The sequence below is a fragment of the Paenibacillus sp. EB106-04-04-XG159 genome (assembly GCF_058791835.1).
The window spans coordinates 65,415-82,804 of sequence record NZ_JBYTDY010000015.1 but is presented as its reverse complement, the minus strand read 5'-3'; the positions used below and the strand labels follow the sequence as shown (position 1 = coordinate 82,804).

Annotated in this window: 16 protein-coding genes; 6 read left to right on the top strand and 10 right to left on the bottom strand. The window is 48.8% G+C overall.

Features of this window, described 5'->3' with window-relative positions:
• Nucleotides 1-15: 15 nt before the first annotated feature.
• Nucleotides 16-735 carry a lysophospholipid acyltransferase family protein gene (locus AC3WTP_RS17695; protein WP_492395960.1) on the bottom strand — a complete coding sequence of 240 codons (720 nt, stop codon included), beginning with the start codon at nt 733-735 and terminating at the stop codon, nt 16-18.
• A 204-nt stretch (nt 736-939) separates the two neighbouring features.
• Here AC3WTP_RS17695 and AC3WTP_RS17690 point away from each other — a divergent pair, with 204 nt between their 5' ends.
• The 3 genes from AC3WTP_RS17690 to AC3WTP_RS17680 all read left to right on the top strand — a co-directional run bounded on the left by AC3WTP_RS17690 (nt 940) and on the right by AC3WTP_RS17680 (nt 3,583).
• Complete coding sequence (locus tag AC3WTP_RS17690; protein WP_492395959.1) at nt 940-1,101, top strand: hypothetical protein; 162 nt, start codon at nt 940-942, stop codon at nt 1,099-1,101.
• A gap of 101 nt (nt 1,102-1,202) precedes the next feature.
• Nucleotides 1,203-2,549, top strand: coding sequence for a cytochrome ubiquinol oxidase subunit I (locus AC3WTP_RS17685; RefSeq protein ID WP_492395958.1), 1,347 nt, complete (start codon nt 1,203-1,205; stop codon nt 2,547-2,549).
• Nucleotides 2,546-3,583 carry a cytochrome d ubiquinol oxidase subunit II gene (locus tag AC3WTP_RS17680; RefSeq protein ID WP_492395957.1) on the top strand — a complete coding sequence of 346 codons (1,038 nt, stop codon included), beginning with the start codon at nt 2,546-2,548 and terminating at the stop codon, nt 3,581-3,583. The genes AC3WTP_RS17685 and AC3WTP_RS17680 overlap by 4 nt, the downstream gene beginning before the upstream one ends.
• A 61-nt stretch (nt 3,584-3,644) precedes the next feature.
• Here AC3WTP_RS17680 and AC3WTP_RS17675 read toward each other — a convergent pair whose 3' ends face one another.
• The 6 genes from AC3WTP_RS17675 to AC3WTP_RS17650 all read right to left on the bottom strand — a co-directional run bounded on the left by AC3WTP_RS17675 (nt 3,645) and on the right by AC3WTP_RS17650 (nt 9,749).
• The gene (locus AC3WTP_RS17675) at nt 3,645-4,631 is read right to left on the bottom strand and encodes a transglutaminase domain-containing protein (RefSeq protein ID WP_492395956.1); all 987 of its coding nucleotides are present in this window, start codon (nt 4,629-4,631) and stop codon (nt 3,645-3,647) included.
• A 251-nt stretch (nt 4,632-4,882) separates the two neighbouring features.
• Nucleotides 4,883-5,227, bottom strand: coding sequence for an EamA family transporter (locus AC3WTP_RS17670; protein WP_492395955.1), 345 nt, complete (start codon nt 5,225-5,227; stop codon nt 4,883-4,885).
• A 177-nt stretch (nt 5,228-5,404) separates the two neighbouring features.
• Nucleotides 5,405-6,715: an ArnT family glycosyltransferase gene (locus tag AC3WTP_RS17665; protein ID WP_492395954.1), complete on the bottom strand. Its 1,311-nt coding sequence runs from the start codon at nt 6,713-6,715 to the stop codon at nt 5,405-5,407.
• 432 nt (nt 6,716-7,147) lie between these two features.
• The gene (locus AC3WTP_RS17660) at nt 7,148-8,065 is read right to left on the bottom strand and encodes an alpha/beta hydrolase (RefSeq protein ID WP_492395953.1); all 918 of its coding nucleotides are present in this window, start codon (nt 8,063-8,065) and stop codon (nt 7,148-7,150) included.
• A 15-nt stretch (nt 8,066-8,080) separates the two neighbouring features.
• A complete protein-coding gene (locus tag AC3WTP_RS17655; protein WP_492395952.1) occupies nt 8,081-8,746 on the bottom strand; it encodes a bifunctional 4-hydroxy-2-oxoglutarate aldolase/2-dehydro-3-deoxy-phosphogluconate aldolase in 666 nt (221 codons plus the stop codon).
• A 31-nt stretch (nt 8,747-8,777) separates the two neighbouring features.
• Nucleotides 8,778-9,749 (bottom strand): ROK family protein, encoded by a 972-nt coding sequence (locus tag AC3WTP_RS17650; protein WP_492395951.1) that lies wholly within the window; start codon nt 9,747-9,749, stop codon nt 8,778-8,780.
• A 264-nt stretch (nt 9,750-10,013) separates the two neighbouring features.
• On the opposite strand from AC3WTP_RS17650, the gene AC3WTP_RS17645 reads away from it, so the two are divergent.
• Nucleotides 10,014-10,223 (top strand): hypothetical protein, encoded by a 210-nt coding sequence (locus AC3WTP_RS17645; RefSeq protein WP_492395950.1) that lies wholly within the window; start codon nt 10,014-10,016, stop codon nt 10,221-10,223.
• A 65-nt stretch (nt 10,224-10,288) separates the two neighbouring features.
• Here the strand turns inward: AC3WTP_RS17645 and AC3WTP_RS17640 are convergent, their stop codons facing one another.
• Both AC3WTP_RS17640 and AC3WTP_RS17635 read right to left on the bottom strand, forming a co-directional pair.
• Nucleotides 10,289-10,990 carry a YkyA family protein gene (locus AC3WTP_RS17640; protein WP_492395949.1) on the bottom strand — a complete coding sequence of 234 codons (702 nt, stop codon included), beginning with the start codon at nt 10,988-10,990 and terminating at the stop codon, nt 10,289-10,291.
• A 15-nt stretch (nt 10,991-11,005) separates the two neighbouring features.
• Nucleotides 11,006-11,863, bottom strand: coding sequence for a polysaccharide deacetylase family protein (locus AC3WTP_RS17635; RefSeq protein ID WP_492395948.1), 858 nt, complete (start codon nt 11,861-11,863; stop codon nt 11,006-11,008).
• A gap of 307 nt (nt 11,864-12,170) precedes the next feature.
• Between AC3WTP_RS17635 and AC3WTP_RS17630 the strand changes: the two genes are divergently transcribed.
• Nucleotides 12,171-13,340, top strand: coding sequence for a MalY/PatB family protein (locus AC3WTP_RS17630; protein WP_492395947.1), 1,170 nt, complete (start codon nt 12,171-12,173; stop codon nt 13,338-13,340).
• An 837-nt stretch (nt 13,341-14,177) separates the two neighbouring features.
• On the opposite strand, the gene AC3WTP_RS17625 is transcribed toward AC3WTP_RS17630, so the two are convergent.
• Nucleotides 14,178-16,313, bottom strand: a complete 2,136-nt coding sequence (locus AC3WTP_RS17625) for a DNA topoisomerase III (RefSeq protein WP_492395946.1) — start codon at nt 16,311-16,313, stop codon at nt 14,178-14,180.
• A 239-nt stretch (nt 16,314-16,552) separates the two neighbouring features.
• Between AC3WTP_RS17625 and AC3WTP_RS17620 the strand changes: the two genes are divergently transcribed.
• Entirely contained in the window at nt 16,553-17,293 is a 741-nt protein-coding gene (locus AC3WTP_RS17620) for a TraX family protein (RefSeq protein WP_492395945.1), read from the top strand.
• Nucleotides 17,294-17,390 lie beyond the last annotated feature (97 nt).

Here is a 17,390-nt window from a genome sequence, read left to right as displayed (position 1 = left end):
TCTTATTGGCTTGTTCTAACATCCAGCCTGTTCAATCATGGCTTGAATTCGCTCAGGCAGCGCAGCGATATCTTCCTTGGACAAGCCTTCTGTTGGAACTGGCGGAAGAATAGTGACCTCAACCTCGGCAGGTCCTATCCAATTGCCGTTCGCTTCCATCAGCTTATAGGATCCACTGATCCGAATCGGCACAATCGGCGCCCCCGTCTTCACTGCAATCCGAAAGGCGCCGCTCTTGAACTCGCCAAGCTGGTCTCCCTTGCTGCGCGTTCCCTCCGGAAACACCACAATCGAATAACCGCTATCAACTAGCTCGGTCGCTTGCTTCAAGCTGTTCATCGACTGGCGCACGTTGTTCCGATCGATAAATATGCAGCGCAGATGCTTCATCCAATCGCGAATAAGCGGCAGCTTCTCAATCTCAATCTTAGCAAGCAGCGGTTTCGGAGTACCGATATGGCCGAGCATAATAGGCACGTCAAAATTGCCTTGATGATTCGATACATATACCGCCGCGCTATCCAGCAGATTCTCCTGACCGCGTACAGTAACCTTTGCACCTGCTATTTTCAGCAGAGAGCGCGCCCACCGACCGACTACATTTCTAGTATAAGCATCTAACTCTTCGATTCGTCCTTCACGCTGCAGCTTATTGACTTTCATTAATCCAGGAAGTTTAACGATCAGATATAGCCAAAAATAAATAAACCACACAAGAGTCCTTAATACTTTCATTTCCTGCTCCATTCCCTTTTTCTATTAGGTATTGTAAACCAAGTATAGCATGGATGAATTGTTTAGCATGCTTGGGAATTCGTTACAAGCACTATTCTTCTGACAAGTTTCAGCAGCACTCCGTTTTAATTGACTTCAACTCATCGACTTGGCATACTTAGTTGAGTACGATTGACACTTTGACACTGTGAGGACTTCATAACTATGAACAATAAACGAACCGACATTGTGACGTTTATCATCCTGCTTGCAACCATCATCTTCATGGTTGATTTCAAGGATTTAGGAGTATTGGACTATGCGATTCTAGCACTTGGTGTTCTATGGTCCGCTCTTACCATCGTAAAGTGGTGGAAGCACAAATAACCACTCCCCAATAAAAATTGGAAACCATTGCATAAATAATAACCATCTTTCACACAATAAACCTGATATTGGTAAATGTTGAAAGGTTGGTTGATGTTGGCATGGATTCCGTAACTATGGCTCGCGCCTTGTTTGGCACTTCAATGGCTTTCCATATTATATTTGCTACACTTGGCGTAGGTCTCCCCTTAATGATCCTCGTTGCAGAGATTATGTATTGGCGGCGCAAAGACCGCGACTATGCAATACTGGCTCGGCGCTGGACGAAAGCGCTCGGTATTCTGCTCGGTGTCGCCATTCCTTCCGGCACGATTGTCGGAGTTATGCTCGCCCTTCTATGGCCTGGGTTCATGGAAATTGTCGGACAGGTTATCGCTCTGCCATTTCAGATCGAGCTCTGGGCCTTCTTCTTCGAAGCGCTCTTCATGGCGATCTATCTGTACGGCGCCGACCGCCTGACTTCGGGCATGCGGATTCTTAGCGTATTCTTCGTTATGGTAGGAGCGAGCGCATCCGCTGTGCTCATAACCGATGCACAGGCATGGATGAACACGCCTGCAGGCTTCAACATCGTCAATGGTCAGATCACGGATGTTGATCCGTGGGCAGCCGTATTTAACCCTGCTTTCTTTACTTCTGCAGTGCATGTGTTGTCCACTGCTTACATGACAGGCGCATTCTTTATCGTGACTGCTGCAGCATACAATCTGCTCCGCAAGCGCAATGATGAGCGGGTTCTCGCTTATCATAGGAAGAGCCTTATGATTGGTCTCGTCATGGGATTGGTGATGTCATTATTGACTGCGATCGATGGTCATGCAACAGCGCAAGAGCTGCATCACAACAATCCTGAGAAGCTCGCTGCCGCAGAAGGGCTGTTCGTAACTCAAACCAATGCACCGCTCACATTCGGCGGCATTCCCGATCCAGAAACGCAGACGATTCGCTACGGTATCGAAATTCCAGGGGCTCTTAGCTTTCTCGCTGGCAACTCGTTCAAGACAGAAGTGATGGGATTAAATGATGTGCCGCGAGATGAATGGCCGCCGCTGTTCGTTCACACCTTATTCGACCTGATGGTGGCCATCGGCATGGGCTTGCTCGGCTTAAGCGGGTTCGCTGTCATATGGTATATGATGTATCGCAAGACCAAGCGTCCTTTCCCGCGCTGGATCACGCATATCTTCGCTTGGACAGGACCGATATCTCTGATTGGCATCGAGACCGGATGGATATTCAGCTGCTCGGCGCGTCAGCCTTGGACGATCTATAAGGTTCAGCGCACAACTGAAGCTGCGCTGAAGAGTGACAGCATGGGGGCTATGTTCCTGATGTTCGTTTCGATCTATGTCGTCCTGCTCGTACTAACGGTGCTTGTCATGAGCTATTACTTTAAGCGCCATCCTGTTTCCAAGGAGCTTCCAGAAGCGAGGGAGGCGATATCATGAACGAATCTACGATTGCGGCAACCTTGATCTGGGTATTCCTGTTTATCTATTGCCTGGTCGGATCAGTCGACTTCGGCGCGGGGTTCTGGGCCATGTTCTACGGCAGTGAACCAGATAATAACGATTCCCGAGCTTCTGTACTCGCCAATCGCTTCTTGTCGCCTGCCTGGAAAGTAACCAACACGTTCCTCGTGTTGTTCGTCGTAGCGTTCGTTGGATTCTTCCCACGCGCTACTTATTCTATAGCTTCCATGCTGCTGGTACCGGTCTGTCTCGTGCTGGCGCTGCTCATCATACGCAGCGCCTTTATGGTGTACAGCTACTCCGTATCCAAATACGGACGGACGCTGCGGATTATTTCCGGAATCACCGGATTGCTAATTCCGGGCTTGCTTGTAGGCGTGCTTGCTGTAACGCTGGGCGGCTTCACGACGACACGCCCTGACGGCTCATTAGCCATCGCATACAGCAAGCTGCTGGTGAGCCCGACATTGTATGCTCATCTAGCCTTCGGCTATGCGACAGAACTGTTCTTCTCCGCTCTATTTCTGGCGGATTACGCACGCGAAGCTCGAGATGCATCCACCTACCAAGTATATCGTCGGCTCGCCGTTATCTTTGGCCCGCTCAGCATGCTGACAGCGGTGATTGTGGTGTTCACTCTCCCAGCGGAAGCCAGCTGGTTCGTTAATAACATGAAGCAAGAAGGATTATGGTTTCTCATCTCCGCTGTCGTATTCGTCATCGCGTATTCCTTCTTGTTCGTGAAGCGGCCCGATGGCTGGACAGGCTACACGCGGATTACGGTCTTTGGTGTTACAGTGCAGTATGCCATCGCGATCTTCGCTTATGGCCACGCGCATCTGCCGTATATTGTATACCCGTTCCTCACGTTAGAGCAGGGCTTTACGAATTCAGCGATGTTTCGTTCGCTGTTCATCGGCTATATCGTTAGCACGGTTCTGCTCATACCGGTGTTTATCTTATTCTGGCGCTTGTTCCTGAAGGATAAGCAATATATTGAACAAGAATGAGAAGAAGGCTGGATCCACCGCAGTTCCTAACGGTGAATCCAGCCTTTATCTTATTGCAAGCTTATGGGATATAGATCTGATCAGCTGGCGGCGTCTTTAACATATCCCATTCATGATCGATCTTCATCTCGAGATCAGACAGCATAAAGTACGAATGACGAACCTCATTAGGCTTGTTAGGCACAGGATCATCCCAAGTTGCATCCACGTGATACCATTGGTTTTCGACCAGCACCATATTCCATGCGTGCAGCACTCCCCCTGCCTGCCCTTCAACAACTATGCTGGGAATGCCTGCTTCCTCCAACAGCATTTGCAGCAGAAGCGCATATCCTTGACATACCGTCGTCCCTTTCACCAACGCTTCATAGGTCGTGAAGGAGTTCATGCTTTCATCGTATGCCACGTGCTTTATCACATAGTCATGAAGCCACTTTACCGTATCCACCTCATTCATTTTCGCAGGCATCAGATCGTTAACAATACGCTTCGCTTCTTGACGGACATATTGATACTGTTCGTACGTTTCACGATAGCTCACATATACCGTTACCAGCGCGTAATCATCAGTACCTTTCCAGTGCAAGGAATAACGACTCACGTTATATCGAATGAACGGATCTGAATAAACGGCTTGCTCCAACGCCTGTGATAATTGCTTCGTTAACGTTTCCGTCTCACCATCATATCTAAATGTAAACATATCTTCACGCATACCCAATCTATCGGTTAACCACTCTCTTATCCCATCTTCATCATACATAATCGTATCCGAGTGCAGGGGCTCCGCTTCGACGATCGACCAAGTTCCCCCTTGGAGCAAAATCGAAGATAACAGCACCGCACTGAATACCCAGCGTAATAAGTTCGACCTTCCGTTCTTTCGCTCTATCCGACTTTGACTGTATTGACTCCTATCATCTGCGTCTACCCAAGTACACATCTTAGCGTGTTCCATTTTCTGCTCCAGCTTCTGCTTCACAGCTTCCAATCTTTCTTCGCCTTCGCAGCTTCCTGCACTATTCCTTCTCTTGCACAACTCGTCCAATATGCCTCACCTCCGGTACTGATCCGCACCTGCTCTTGTAGGGTGATTCGTATCGTACCATACGGAGATAGAGAAGACTGTCTAGTTATGGAAGAACTGGAGATCAGCCCATTCTATGTTGTTCGAAGCGCATCGACACTTACTGCCACGCTGTCTCTTTCTGTTCCAATATAAAACGCCTATTCCCGAAGGAACAGGCGTTGCCGGCAACCGATAATTGGCGAATAGAGCCGCATCATGACTGAAAATTATTATTTCGCGATGAGATAAACTCCGAACAAGATCACCAACACTCCAACGATCTTAGTAGGTGTTAAAGTTTCGCCAAAGAGCCATACGGCAGCAAACATCGCTAATACATAGGCGAGACTCTGCATCGGATAAGCCACACCAAGCGGCAGCCTCGATAAGACGATGAACCACAGGACCGTTCCGATCCCATATAGTGCAAAGCCTACCCATATAGAAGGTGAAACAATCAGCTTCATCCAATTCAGGCCGCCGCTCTGCTGTAAGCCTATCTTGAACATAATCTGGCCTATTACCAGCAAAATGATATTGCTGAACAAGATACCATAGCTAAGCATTTTACTCATCCGTCTGTGTACGCCCCTTCACTATACTCGGCCTAGGCCTGTGTGCTGGAAGCAGTGCTCATTCTATGCCGCATGCTGTACCGCATGCTATGCTTCACGCTATACTTCATGCCATTCCGAATGCTATGCTCTGTAATTGCTTCCATCCTATCATATGCAAACGGCACTTCAAGTTTCTTAAAAAGTCTCACCCTTCGCTGTCACTGGACTTTTCGCGCTGGATGTCTTATGTCGGGTAATTCTCTTCAATAAGCTAACAGCCCAATCTAGCGCCACCGCGGCATACATCAATAGAAATACGACATTAGGGTATCCATATCGTGAGAAAGCGACGAAAGGAATATATATCGCTGTAAAATACGCAACGGTCAGCAAGATCGGCAGTTGGTTGCCTAGCTTACCGGCTCGTTTGAATAGAATCAAGCCTAATACGGCAAGTCCCATTAAGATAGCTTGAATCACATACATTAGTTCTTTCGTGATAGGCCATATTGGTTTCCAATAGTATGCATCAAGGTAGAGCCCCTCTAATTTACCTACCGTATACCAATATAGATAGGTAAGCGGCTCGTGAGTAAACCCGTATTTTAATATATCAAACCCCTTCTGCACCGCACTAGAATCAAAGCCTTTAAAAATAGTAACTGGATCATACTGAGGATAAGCATCGAAGAACCCTGCAGGGGGCAGCTCATAGTTAATGCGCGTTCCTAACAAGAACGGACTGCCGCCCGAATTCGTAAATAAGATAAAGCGGTCGAACGTTACCATATTCCGAATCCACCAAGGTGATAGCAGAATCAGATATACGACTCCAATCAAGCATGTATATCGCAGAATGTCCTTCCATGAATATCTTTCTTTCCACCACAGGATGAGCAATATCGCAGGATATAGTGAAGCATGAGGTTTAAAATAAGCTGCAGCCGCCGTCAGCACACCAATCCAGACATACCATGTCCATCGCTTCGTTTGTACTGCACTAATCATCACGCACACGAGCAGCAGGATCAAGGTTCGAAATATCGTTTCTGATAGGATAACACCTGATGAGAAATAATCGGGAATATACAATGCGCTCAAAAAGCAAGCAATCATCGCTATTCGAGAGTTGAATGCATATCTAGCAATAATGTACACAAGATATAGAGAACCGGCTTGAAGCATGCATTGAAATATTCGAAATGCGATGACTCCCCCGCCATCCTGACCAAATATGGCCATAAAGCCCGCCAGAATAATAGGGAATCCTGGCATTATGAATGCCGATGGTTCATTTCCGCTGTTGTATACTAAGGTTCCTTCGTTTAACAGCACCTGAGCGGACCGAATATATTTCACATCATCGTTATTAGGGTTATGAAGATCCCCTAGCAAAAAGTAATTACCATAGTACAGAACGATTGAAACTGAGACGACGAACACACAAGCTATTAGTATTGTCAGCATCCGCCTAGCCTTGTGGTCTGATATTCGATATGAAAACAAATGAATCCTCCTATTCTAGCGGCCTCCCATTTCCCAACATAATACATGTATATATTAACCATACCGGCATCATCTAGCAACCTATTTAATTGCACACTTGGTGCGGCATGTTATAACTCCTGGTCACGATCTAGCTACACTAGCGGCTCTCCTACCCTAAGACGGTTTTTCCCTGTTATCTCTCTGACGCCTGCTCGTTCCGCATACTGTAACTGGATATTTCCCCGTTAACTCACGCGTTGAGCTATGTTTTATGCTATCTGCGATTCCCTAAGATGGTTTTTCCCTGTTATCTATTCCTTTGCAGCACGTTTTTGATCTGTAACGGGGTTTAACCCGTTTATCGTGTCCGAGCCACTAAAAAGGAGCCTGCCCCCGAAGCGGTTGTTCACGGCTCAGGGGGCAGGCTCCTATATAAAAATGATCGTCAGCTTAATCTAACTGCACATTGTAGACATGCTCTTGGTAGAACGGCAGCACCGCTTCCCAGAAGCGTTCATCTTGCTCGGAGCTGCTGTGACCCGGTGTATCTACAAGAACATGCGGCTGAGAATAGTTCAGCTTATCCAGCGTGCTCGTTAGCTCGCTGGACGGAATAAACGTATCTCCGCGTGAATGTGACATGAGCACAGGAATCCTGGCATCGCCGCGCTGCTCGTTGCGCATAAGCGTAACGGCCAAGTCCAGCTCATCATATGCTGACTTCGGAATGTGAGCGCGCAGCAGCCATATTCGCGGAATGAGCCAGGCCAGCGGAAATACCGGCAGCTTGCGCCGCTTCAATTCGGCGGAGATCATCGTGAACGGCTTCGATGGCATCGAATCCGTCACGATTGCGCGCACCGGAATGCCCTCATCAAGCGCAAGCAGTGCCCCGAAGCCGCCAAGCGAGTGGCCCAGCACACCAATCTTCTCTGCGTCGATGTCTGCTCGTGATCGCAGATAGGCGACAGCGGCCTGCAGATCATCGCGAAACATCAGCGCAGATGCCGCTTTGATCGCCTCGCTCTCTCCATGACTCGTTACATCATAGACGAGCACGGCATAGCCCGCTTCATTCAGGCGATCCGCATAGCGCAGCACTCGGGAGCGATTCGAACTCCAGCCATGTGAGACCACAATGGCTGGACTTGGCTTGTCGTCCATCGTTGCAGGCCAGATCAACCAGCCTTGCAGATTCACCTTGCCTTTAAACGTTTTAAACGTTATCGCTTCATACTTATGCTTAGGCTCACCCACGATCGGCTTCCTTGAGGGAGACTGGCTCTTCACCCCAAGCATCCAAATCGTCAGCATAATCAGAACGACGAGAATGGTCAGGACATCTATACCAACAGCCAGCAGATTCATGCTCGAACTTCCTCCTTATTCCACATGTCTTGACAGTTCATGAGCAATCCTTACCCAATGCCGCGCATGCTGCTCCAGCTTATCATATGCACCGGCCTTAATTAGATCCGCTCGCACCAGCTTAGAACCAAGCCCAAAAGCCGAAGCTCCCGCTTGCCAATACACCTCTGCATTAGCCAAGTCTACACCGCCAGTTGCCATGATCGGAATATGATTCAGCGGTCCGCGCACTTCACGAATATAATCCGGTCCTAGTGCACCTAGCGGAAACAGCTTCAGCGCCTTAGCTCCTGCCTTCCAGGCCTTCACCATCTCTGTCGGTGTGAATACGCCCGGCCATACGTCGATCCCCTGCGCAGCAGCATAATGAATAACTTCTTCATCTAAATTAGGAGTTATCAAATATTGAGCCCCTGCCGCTATCGCCTCTTGCGCCATGCTCACATCCAGCACAGTACCTGCGCCTATATAGGCTTCAGAGCCGAACAACTCGCGCCAACGCGCAATAATAGCAGGCGCGCCTTCCGTATTCATCGTCACTTCCACTAGCCGGATACCGCCGCGAACGAGCGCGCTCGCCGCTTCATCCGCCTGCTGACCTGAATACCCGCGGAAGATCGCAACAATGCGCTCCTGCAGCAGCAAAGCCGTCATATCCTGAATTGGAACGGATCTATCCATGCTATCCTAGCCCCCCCGTTAATACCTTGATCTACTTAACGGCCGCCAGCTTCTCCACACGACTCTTAGCAAAGGCCGCGCTTCCAATGACGCCGCCGTCATCTACCAGTTCACCTTGCTTAATGGTCAACCGCTTTAAGTAACCGTGATACACGGAATTCTTCAACGTTTCCCGCACACTGCCGAACAATCGCTCGCCAGCAAGAGAACCGCCGCCTCCGATCACGATGACGTCAGGGCTCAACAAGGAAATCGAATAGGCTAAGCCCTTGCCCAATACTTTGCCGGTGTAATGCATAATCTCAATCGCTAAGGCATCTCCTTGATCATACGCTGCGGAGACATGGGCAGAGCTAAGCTCTCCTTTATCATATGCTTCACGGAGCATGCTCTCTCTGCCTGCTTCCAATGCTTCACGCGCTTGTCTAGTAATACCCGTTGCGGAAACAACCGTCTCCAAGCAGCCTGTAAGACCGCAGCCGCAAGGTGTGCTCTCGCCATCAATTGTGACATGGCCAAGCTCACCCGCCATGAATCCGCTGCCATAATACAGCTCGCCATTCACAACTGTTGCAGCCGCTAACCCCGTACCGACCGTCACGCCGTGCACGACACCCGCTCCGACTCCCGCGCCGCTCATAGCTTCACCAAAAACGTACATTTTAACATCATTATCTATAAATACAGGAAGCCCGGTCTTTTCACCGAGTATACGCGATACTTCCACATTATTCCACTTTAAATTTGAAGCGAATATCGTCACTCCCCGTTCCGGATCAACGAAGCCCGGGCAGCCTGCACCAACTCCAATTACATCTTCACGAGAGATATCTGCTTTCTCCAGAATCTCATCGATCATTTTTGCCATTTTGCTTAAGACATAATCACTGCCAAGATGAGCTTCAGTAGGCGCTTTCAATTTATCAATTAATCTATAATCCTCAGTTACTAAGCCGCATACAAGATTCGTTCCTCCCAAGTCCATCCCAATCATATAACGCATGGCTTCTCCTCCTGAATACTTTATGTAATTTAACAATACAGCTTATTATAGCATTCCGAAGCCAAAAATTGATCTAAAACCTAGTTTAATGAGCAATCTGAGACGAGACCTAACTTCCGCCATAAAATTGACAAATAAACATGAAATTTTTGCCAAGACTTCAACCTGTTGAGAGGATATAATAATTACTATGATTCTTGTCACATTTGCAATCTATTGTCTATTTCTTCACTTATTCTGAACTTGATCTAAGAGGTGGATATCATGACCTATGTTGATATTAGCGAAATTAGTCCGCAGCTGTTTGTAACCGTTTTATTCTTTCTGATGATTGTTTGTCCGCTCGTCAGTCTAGGCATCGTTCGCCTATTCCAGCAGAAAGTAAAAAGCGGTATTTCGTACATTGCATCAGCTGTCGTTTCCTACATCATATTCTTAATTGTTGCCGACCTGGTTGCAAAGACGTGGGGCTAGTTTTCGAAAAAAAAGATGCACTCGAAGTTCTCTGCAACTTCAAGTGCATCTATATAATATTCTAATTATCCTTGATTCGAATCGTCTGACTGTTCATCGGATGTGACGACTTTATCAACCTGGATTCCAGCAGCCAGATAGAAAGCTTGCTTCTCTTCATTGAATTGAGTCGTGTAATCATTGAACTGCTGCTTCAATTCTTCCACCTGCAGGAACGCTTGATTGCGCGATGCTACAGCGCTTTGAATCGATTTCAGATTAGTCTCCTGCGTCTGCAGCGCTTCATAAACGGCTTGCTCCGCCTTTAACCACTCGGAATAGCGCTGATGCAAGGTTAAGAAAGTATCATAGCGTTTCGTATAAGCCGTAACGACTTGCTCCGCTTTTTGCTTCAATTGATCATCCTTCAGCTTATCGATCTGTCCTGTCAACTCGCCAAGCTGAGTCTTTCCTTCATCCATTTGCTGCTTAACAGCGTCCAGCGTCTGCTGGCGCTCCTGCAAGGAAGCTATAGAATTCGTGATAAGCGTCTGTACATTAGCACTGTCGCTTTCACCTTTATTAATAATCGTTTCGTACTGTTTCTGATCCTTCTCTTCCAGCTGCTTCAAATGTTCAAAGGCAGCCGGCACCTGAGTCTCTACTGCTGAAGCCTTCTCAAATGATAGGAATAATTGCTCTTCAACAGGCGTTCCGCAGCCTGTCAACACTACTGACAATGAAAGTACGGCAACTGCTGCTGCCACCGCCTTCTTTATAGTTAGCACTTATCTTCACTCCTCTTACAAACGCTCATCGTGGTGGAAATTGCACACGAAATGAGCATTCGGGTCATACACTTCGAATTCATAGCCTTGCGAACGAACATAGTCGATGACAGGCTGCAGCATATCTACTGTCTGCTTGCGGTCATGCATAAGTATAACTTCAACGTCTTCTGTTAGAGTCGATTTGACCTCATCTAATATACCGCTTGGATTATTGGCATACTTCCAGTCATTTGTATCCAATGTCCAGTCCCACATCTTAAAGCCTGCATCCGCAATATCCTTGCGGAAATCATCACCAATTTGAGGGGCGCTGCCGTAAGGCGCTCGAATGAGCGTTGGTTTGAAGCCTGTTAATTCCTCTACAATGGACTGAGCCTCAAGGAATTGATTCACAAAATTTGCAGAGCCTCCGCTCTTGTACAAATCCTTATATTCATGGTTCATGCTATGCAGTCCAGGATAATGGCCATTGTCGTAAATTTGCTTCACCATGTCTGGATATTGACGCATATTGTCGCCAAGCATGAAGAACGTTGCTTTAATATCATTCTTATCTAATAATGCTAATAGTTCAGTAGTATGTTTGTTGGGACCATCATCAAACGTTAAGTATGCGATCTTGCGTTTAACACCATTGTATAGTGTCGGAGCTTGCTTCTCTACCGCTGCAGATGCCATTGTTGCAACCTCCGTAACGACTATTGATTCATTCTCCGTTGAAGCAGCCGAAGCGGTATTATCGAACAAGCCTTGACCAAGGCTATAAATTCCTGCCCCCACCATCAGTAACAATACAAACAGAACGGTGCGGCCAATCCATTTCTTCCTCCGGCGCCGCTGGTTCAGCGACCCAGCACTTCGTTCTATCATTCTACTCTTCACTTCCTTTAATAATTAATACTACCTAACTATAAACCTATTTTAGCACGATAAAATGACAGATTCATTACAATACTTGTAAGAATAAGGCGAAAAACAAGACATTGTTGTTACTTCTTAGAATAGAAGAGTGAATCTGTCGAATCGGTTCATTCTAAGATATTCACAATGTCAGAAATGGTGCTAATACTAGGTTATTGAGGAGAAGACTTCCTATTATTGAGTTAATGAATTTCCTTTGCTACAATCAAGAGCATAAACACTGGTCATGGAATCCATCAAAAAGTGAGAGATGAACATGTTAAATGTACACACGGAACGTAGAGGCACTCATGCGGTAAAATGGCAGATCGGGGAAGAAGATATTATTCCTATGTGCATAGCGGATATGGACTTTCGGATTGCAGAGCCGATCATTCAAGCTGTTTCAACTAAAGCAGCCCACGGAATTTACGGTTACTCCATTGCATGCGAGGAATATGAAGACGCTATATGCGAATGGTGGAATCATCAGTACAGATGGAAGGTAAATAAGGAATGGCTGTGCTTTAGCCCTGGTGTTGTACCAGGATTGCATATGCTGCTTCAAGTGCTGACTGAGCCGGGAGATCGCGTAATTGTGCAGACGCCTGTATACCCGCCCTTCTTCGATGTCATCACTCACAACCGCTGTGAAATAGCAGTCAATCCATTGCGTCAAGGTGTTAACGGATACGAGATGGACTTCGATGATCTTGAGCGTCAAGCGGCTCATCCGTTAACGAAAGCAATCATTCTATGCAGTCCACATAATCCTGTCGGACGCGTATGGACGCGTGAAGAACTGACACGAGTTGCAGATATTTGCATGAAGCACGGGGTAACGATTCTCTCGGATGAAATTCACGGTGATCTGACGTTGTTTGGACATCGTCTTATCCCATTTGCTTCGTTAAGCGATCAGATTGCAGAGCATTCCGTCGTCTTGTCGGCTCCAAGCAAAACCTTCAATATTGCTGGTCTTCAGACCTCAATCGTATTTATCCCTAACGCGAGTCTGCGAGCAGCATATAAAGACACGTTGAACCGCATCGGACTTATGCGCCCTAACGCATTTGGCATTGAGGCTACGAAAGCGGCATATCGTCATGGTCGAGAATGGCTCGACGAAGCTCTCACATACATCGAGGATAATATGTCATTCGCATTGGACTACCTGAAGCAGCATATGCCCGAAATCCGATGTATGCAACCGGAAGCGACTCATCTGCTCTGGATGGATTGCCGCGAACTGGGTATGACATCAGAGGAGCTATGTCACTACTTCCTTCATGAAGCAAAGGTCCGACTCGGCAACGGTCACACCTATGGCCAAGGCGGAGAAGGCTTCTTGCGCATGAATGTCGCCTGCCCGCGCGAAGCGCTTCGTGAAGCGCTGACGCGAATCGAGCGAGCGCTGCAACAGCTTCGTCCTCAGTCTGAACAATAGGACCTGCTGTACTTGTGCTGCCGATATTAAGCGGCATTCCATTGTATTGCGCAGTACTTGTCCATTATGCTATAGCTCACATAAAAAGGATCGTTCCGAGTCAGGTTGGTTGGACTCAGAACGATCCTTTTGTTTAGGCTTTGAAATAGATTGGGAGCGGACACACAAGCCGTTATTTGCAGTCAAAACCGCCTATTCAGTATGCTGGCGGAACGTAGAGCCGCTATTTGGCCAAAACTTAGCCGATAATCGCTAAAAGTTAAGAAATAACGTCACCTGTGTCCGCGAAACTCAATATAGGCCATATTATCACTAAATAGCGGCTCCTGTGTCCACTAAGTCTCCCTGCTAGATCGGGAGCGGACACACAAGCCGTTATTTGCAGCCGAAACCGCTAATTCGATAGGCTGGCGGACCGTAGAGACGCTATTTGGCCAAAACATAGCCGATAATGGCTAAATGTTAAGAAATAACGTCATCTGTGTCCGCTAAACTCAAAATAGGCCAAAAAATCACAAAATAGCGGCTCCTGTGTCCATTAAGTCTCACAGCTATACCGTGAGCGGACACACAGGCCGTTATTTGCAGTTGAAAGCGCCTATTCGATAGGCTAGCGGACCGTAGAGACGCTATTTGGCCAAGACTTAGCCGAAAACGGCTAAATGTTAAGTAATAGCGGCATCTGTGTCCGCTAAACTCAATATAGGCCATAAAATCACTAAATAACGGCTCCTGTGTCCGGTTCACCGAGTCAGAGAAGTCTCCCTGCTAGATCGGGAGCGGACACACAAGCAAGACTACCTTAATGAACGGCGAGTTACACCGAAAGTGATCTCGTTATTGATCTTTTTGCTGCTTCTCCAGCGCCGCCTTCAAGAGATCGCCCAGATTCGAGCCGATCGACTCCTGTCGGCTGAATTGCTGCACGAGCTTGCGCTCCTCGTGCTTCTTAACCTTTCCGCCTGACGCTTCCAGCTTCTCAACAATGTTGCACGGCAGGCATTGGAAGTACTTGCCCGCCTTCCCGTCCTTCAGCTCCATCTTCTTGTGGCAGCGCGGACAGCGCTTATTCGATAGCTGCTTCTCAGCTGAACGCTTATAATCACATTCCTTATTCGAGCAGAGCAGCATCTTGCCTCGCTTCGTCTTGCGCTCCAACATGCGCGATCCGCATGTTGGGCAATGGCTGTGCGTGAGATTGTGCGGCTTATACTCCGCCTCACTGCGCTTCACGCTGCTGACCAGCTCCTGCGTCATGGTGCGAATGCCGGACATAAACTCTGCTGACCGTCCATCTCCGCGAGCGATGCGCTCCAGCTCGCGTTCCCACTTCGCAGTCAGCTCCGGCGTGCGCAGCTCTGGCGCGACAAGCTCGATCAGCTGCTTGCCCTTGCCAGTCGGCTTCATGTGAGCACCCTCTCGCTCAATCGTATCGGACGAGACGAGCTTCTCGATAATGTCCGCGCGCGTCGCCGGTGTACCTAAACCGTGCTTCTCCATCTGCGTGAGCAGCGTCGCTTCCGTATGGCGTGCAGGCGGCTTCGTGCGATCCCGCTGCACGTAGAGGCGCTTCACCGGAAGCTTGTCGTTCACAGCCAGGCGAGGAATCCGCTCGCGTTCACGCTCGGAGGACGGATGATCCTGCTCGTCTTCCTCGTCCCGCCAATCGTTGTCGTACGCCTGACGCCAGCCGCTCTCCAGCATCGTGCGGCCCTTCGCGCTGAACGATTCGCCTTCGATCACGAGCGTTAGCGCTACCTGCTCATATTCAGCCGCAGGCATAAACAGCGCCAAGAAGCGGCGCGCGATCAGATCGTACAGCTTGCGCTCCTCCGGCGAGAGCTGTGCCAGACGCAGCGCTTCATCCGTAGGGATAATCGCGTGGTGGTCTGTCACCTTGCTGTCGTCCACAATCCGCTTCGTGATCGGAAGCGGCCGCTTAGCAAGCGTCCTCGCGAGCTGCGCGTAAGGTCCGACAGCCATCGCTTCCAGACGCTCCTTCAACGTGCCTGTCATATCCGATGACAGGTAGCGGCTGTCTGTCCGCGGGTAGGTCACGACCTTATGCTGCTCATACAACCGCTGCAGCACATTGGAAGTCTGCTTCGCCGAGAAACCGTACTTCCGGTTCGCGTCACGCTGCAATTCCGTCAGATCGTAAGCGAGCGGATGCGGCTCCTGCTTCTTCGTCTTCTTCAATTCCTTCACAACCGCCGCTTTACCCGACAAGCGCGCAAGCTTCGTCTGCGCTTCTTCCAGATCAAACAAGCGAGCATCGCCATTCGCGCCTCTCCAGCTCGCTTCAAAGCCGCCGAAGTCCGCGATGAGGCGATCATATTCCTGAGATCGGAAGTTAGCGATCTCCTGTTCACGCGTCATCAGCATGCCAAGCGTCGGCGTCTGAACGCGTCCTGCCGACAGCGGCGTCTCGAACTTGCACGTCAGAGCGCGCGTCACATTCAGCCCGATCAGCCAATCCGCCTCCGCGCGGCAGCGTGCGGACTCATACAGCCGATCAAACTGGGCTCCCGGCTTCAGCGCCTTGAACCCTTCGCGGATCGCCTTATCCGTCTGGGACGAGATCCATAGACGCTTGAACGGCTTGTTCCACTTCACCATCTGCATGATCCAGCGAGCGAGCAGTTCACCTTCGCGCGCCGCATCGGTCGCTACGATCAACTCCTTGAAGTCATTCCGCTTCGCAAGCTGCTGTACAGCCTTGAACTGGTGCGACGATTCCCGCAGCACCATCAATCTCATCTTCTCCGGCAGCATCGGCAGATCTTCCAGCTTCCACTGCTGATATTTCTTGTCATAATCATCCGGCTCCGCCAATCCGACCAGATGCCCGAGAGCCCATGTAACCACGTAGTTCGGACCTTCAATATATTGTTTATGCTTCTCGGTGCAGCCGAGCACGCGCGCGATCTCACGCGCGACGGACGGTTTCTCCGCTAATACGAGCGATTTCATAGCTTCAATCCTTCCATCAATCCTATAGGGCTTTCTCTAGCAAGATGCCGAACCATCAATCCCTGACGAATGAGCATTGGGCATCGAGCAGCTGCAACTATTATACCATGCCAGCTCCTTGATATCGCTCCCTTACTCCTCACGTAACCATACAGCCTCGTTCCGTAGCAGACACCTACTTGTTCTCCTGAATCGTCCATTCTATGATTAGAGATAATAAGGTATTAAAGGAGGAGACTGTGACTCTATCATCAATGGCTAAACTTCGTCTGAACGGATTTCAACTCAAGACAATCGCGCTCGTGTTAATGATGCTCGACCATATTCACCAGTACATTCCTGATATGCCTATCGTATTGAACTGGGCAGGGCGTATCGTTGCGCCAATATTTTTCTTCCTCATGGTTGAAGGCTTCCGCAAGACGAGAAACAGGAAACGTTATATTACAAGAATGTGGATTGCCGCTGTCGTTATGGATCTCGGCAGTTTAGCGCTCATGAGTATATTTCCGGGCGGTCCAGTGCCCATCACGAACAATATCTTCATCTCGCTCGGATGCGGCCTGCTGCTGCTGCAAGCCTGGGAATGGATGACGCGCAGGGAATATCCCTATCCGTCGATCTTATTCTTCTTCGTTGCCATGATGGGCGGAATGCTGTCAGAAGCAGGGGTACTCGGTATCGTTATGACCATGATCTTCTATTCGTTGAGCCACTCGCCACGGAAAATGACCGCTGCTTATATCCTCTCGATGCTGATGCTCACGATCGGAATGGATGCACTGGCTTCCACCGCGCCGCTTAACTGGCACACCGTATTCTTCGAAAGCTATCAATGGATGATGATCGGAGCGATTGTGCCCATACTGATGTATAACGGCAAACGAGGCCATAGCGCCCCTTGGATCAAATACGCGTTCTACATCATTTATCCGCTGCACATCTGGGTGCTTTATCTCATTTCGTTTCAATGGCGTTAAACCATATCACTCACCTGATCAGGATCAGCGTGCTTGACAGTCAGTTATCGTATGGCTACATAATAGGTTGCATAGTCATGCACATGCATTACATATT